This is a genomic window from uncultured Porphyromonas sp. (assembly GCF_934359325.1).
GTDB lineage: Bacteria > Bacteroidota > Bacteroidia > Bacteroidales > Porphyromonadaceae > Porphyromonas_A.
In genome coordinates this window covers 1-2,726 of sequence record NZ_CAKRLH010000210.1, presented here as the reverse complement: position 1 = coordinate 2,726, position 2,726 = coordinate 1, and the positions used below count along the sequence as shown (strand labels likewise).

General features: G+C 53.9%; 2 protein-coding genes. One reads left to right on the top strand and one right to left on the bottom strand.

Annotated features, from left to right (window positions below; all coding sequences use genetic code 11):
• Positions 1 to 102: 102 nt before the first annotated feature.
• On the top strand, positions 103 to 2,196 hold the full coding sequence (gene htpG, locus Q0F21_RS06980) for a molecular chaperone HtpG (protein ID WP_297238599.1): 2,094 nt from the start codon (positions 103 to 105) through the stop codon (positions 2,194 to 2,196).
• Positions 2,197 to 2,276: 80 nt separating this feature from the next.
• On the opposite strand, the gene Q0F21_RS06975 is transcribed toward htpG, so the two are convergent.
• Positions 2,277 to 2,726, bottom strand: a 450-nt coding sequence (locus Q0F21_RS06975) for a superoxide dismutase (protein WP_297238597.1), incomplete at its 5' end; no start/stop codon positions are given.

Below are 2,726 nucleotides of genomic sequence, written 5' to 3'. Positions count from 1 at the left end.
AAATGTACCACTAATGTTTCTGACACTCCAGACGGTCTGGCTCTTTGGCACTGACTTTGCCTAGTGAGATATGAACGAAAGACTAAGTCATACACATAGATCATGGATAAAAATCAGACGACAGGGAAGATTGGCGTGACGAGCGACAATATGTTCCCGATCATTAAGAAGTTCCTCTACAGCGATAATGAGATCTTCCTCCGAGAGATCGTCAGCAATGGCGTGGATGCCGTACAGAAGCTGAAGACTCTGGTCTCTAAGGGCGAGTACTCCGGAGAGGTCGGAGACCTGCAGGTGGAGGTAAAGGTCGATGGCGACAAGCTCATCATCTCGGATAACGGCATCGGAATGACCGCCGACGAGATCCATAAGTACATCAATGAGATCGCCATCAGCGGTGCCGAAGAGTTTGTCAAGAAGTACGAGGACCAGCACAGTATCATCGGGCACTTCGGTCTCGGATTCTACTCCTCCTTTATGGTTTCTGACAAAGTAGAGATCTACACTCAGAGCTACGACGAGACGGCTCCCAGTATCCTCTGGTCCTGCGAGGGCAATCCTGAGTACCAGATGGAGGAGGCAGAGAAGAGATCGCGAGGGACGGACATCATACTACACATCTCCGAGGAGGATAAGGAGTTCCTCGACGAGGATCGCATCCTGGCGCTACTCAGGAAGTACTGCAGCTATCTCCCCGTGCCGATCGTCTTCGGGAAGGAGAAGGAGTGGAAGGATGGCAAGCAGGTCGATACCGAAAAGCCCCGGGTGATCAATGAGACGGACCCGACTTGGATCACGCAGCCCGCTTCCCTCACTGATGAGGATTACAAGGAGTTCTATCGGACCCTCTTCCCCGGTAACGATGCGCCGCTCTTCTGGATCCATCTCAATATTGACTACCCATTCAACCTGACCGGGATCCTGTACTTCCCTCAGATCAAGTCCAATCTCGACATGCAGAAGAGCAACATCTCGCTTTACTGCAACCAGGTCTACGTGACTGACAATGTCGAGGGCATCGTCCCCGACTTCCTCAATCTCCTCCACGGTGTGATCGACTCACCGGATATCCCGCTTAACGTCAGCCGGAGCTATCTTCAGTCCGATGCCAGGGTCAAGAAGATCTCGACCTATATCACCCGCAAGGTGGCGGACAAGCTGGCGGAGCTCTTCAAGTCCGACCGTGCTGCCTACGAGGAGAAGTGGTCCGCACTCGATCTCTTCGTGAAGTATGGTATGCTGACGGATGAGAAATTTGCAGAGAGGGCGAAGGGGATCCTGCTTCTCAAGGACACCGATGAGAAGTACTACACACTCGAGGAGTACAAGACTCTGATCGAGGGCAACCAGACCGATAAGGACAAGAAGGTGGTCCATCTCTACGCGCAGGATCCGGATCGTCAGTACAGCTATATCCGTGCAGCGAAGGATAAGGGCTACAGCGTACTCCTGCTCAATGGTCCCCTCGACATGCACCTGATCGGGATGCTGGAGCAGAAGTCGGAGGATAGCCACTTCGTCAGTGTCGACAGTGACACGCTGGAGAATCTCGTACGCAAGGATGAGAAGCCTGTCGGTCATGTCGATATGACCGAGGAGGACCAGTCCATCCTGAGACAGCTCTTCCAGAGTCGGGTGCCTGAGGGCGATGATAAGCAGATGATCCATGTTGCTACTGCCAATCAGGGTGCCGAGGCTAAGCCGATCGTAGTTATCCAGAATGAGTATATGCGGCGCATGAAGGATATGGCGCATATGCAGCAAGGGATGGATATGTATGGATCCATGCCGGACAGCTACATGATGACCCTCAATCTTGACCATCCGCTGATTGGTGCGATCCTGAAGAGATTCCGAACCTCCGAGCAGATCGATGCCTACACTCAACTGATGGGTGACCGAAATGGCTACGTCGCTCGGCGGTCTGAGATAGACAGCCAGCTCTATGACGATAAGAATAAGCCCGATGAGGCGAAGAAGAAGTCTCTCGAGGAGGACCTCAAGGAGACCAATGCCCACATCGACGAGCTGGATGCGAAGCTCAGCACCATCTATGCCGACTTTGCGGCCGGACAGCCGATGATCGAGCGTTTGGTCGACCTGGGGCTGCTTGCGAGCGGTCTGCTGCGCGGCGAGGCACTGGATCGCTTTGTCTCAGATTCTATGAGTGCCATCTCGGACAAGGTGGATGACTGACTCTGACGGCTGAAATACAAGAGGGGCTGCACCGCTAATAGCGATGCAGCCCCTTTTGCTTGATATTATGATATCAGTGCTTACTCAGCCTTACTGGCCTTGCAGGCGCACTTTACAGCCTTCTCCGGTTCTGCGTACCACTCCTCGACGGTCTTCCAGTCGATGATCTCCCAGAGAGCCTTGAGGAAGTCTGCGCGCACGTTGCGGTAGTCCACATAGTAAGCATGCTCCCAGACATCGGCGGTCATCAGCGGGCAGAGATCCTTAGTGATCGGATTGTAGGCATTTGAGCCCTTGTCGATGCTGAGCTTTCCGTCCTTGTCAGCGACGAGGAATGCCCATCCGGAGCCGAAGAGCCCGGCTGCCTCCTCCTGGAACTTCTGCTTGAAGTCCTCAAAGGAACCCCACTCCTTCTCAATCGCCTCCAGCAGCTGGCCGGTAGGTGCCTTCTTGGCCTCGTCCTTGGGACGGAGCTGCAGGAAGAAGAGGTTGTGATTGAGGATCTGTCCGGCCTGATTGTACATCTTGCC

What these genes read in the sequence shown, in the direction of transcription:
- htpG (WP_297238599.1), top strand. Translation starts at nt 103, where the DNA reads ATGGATAAAAATCAGACGACAGGGAAGATTGGCGTGACGAGCGACAAT.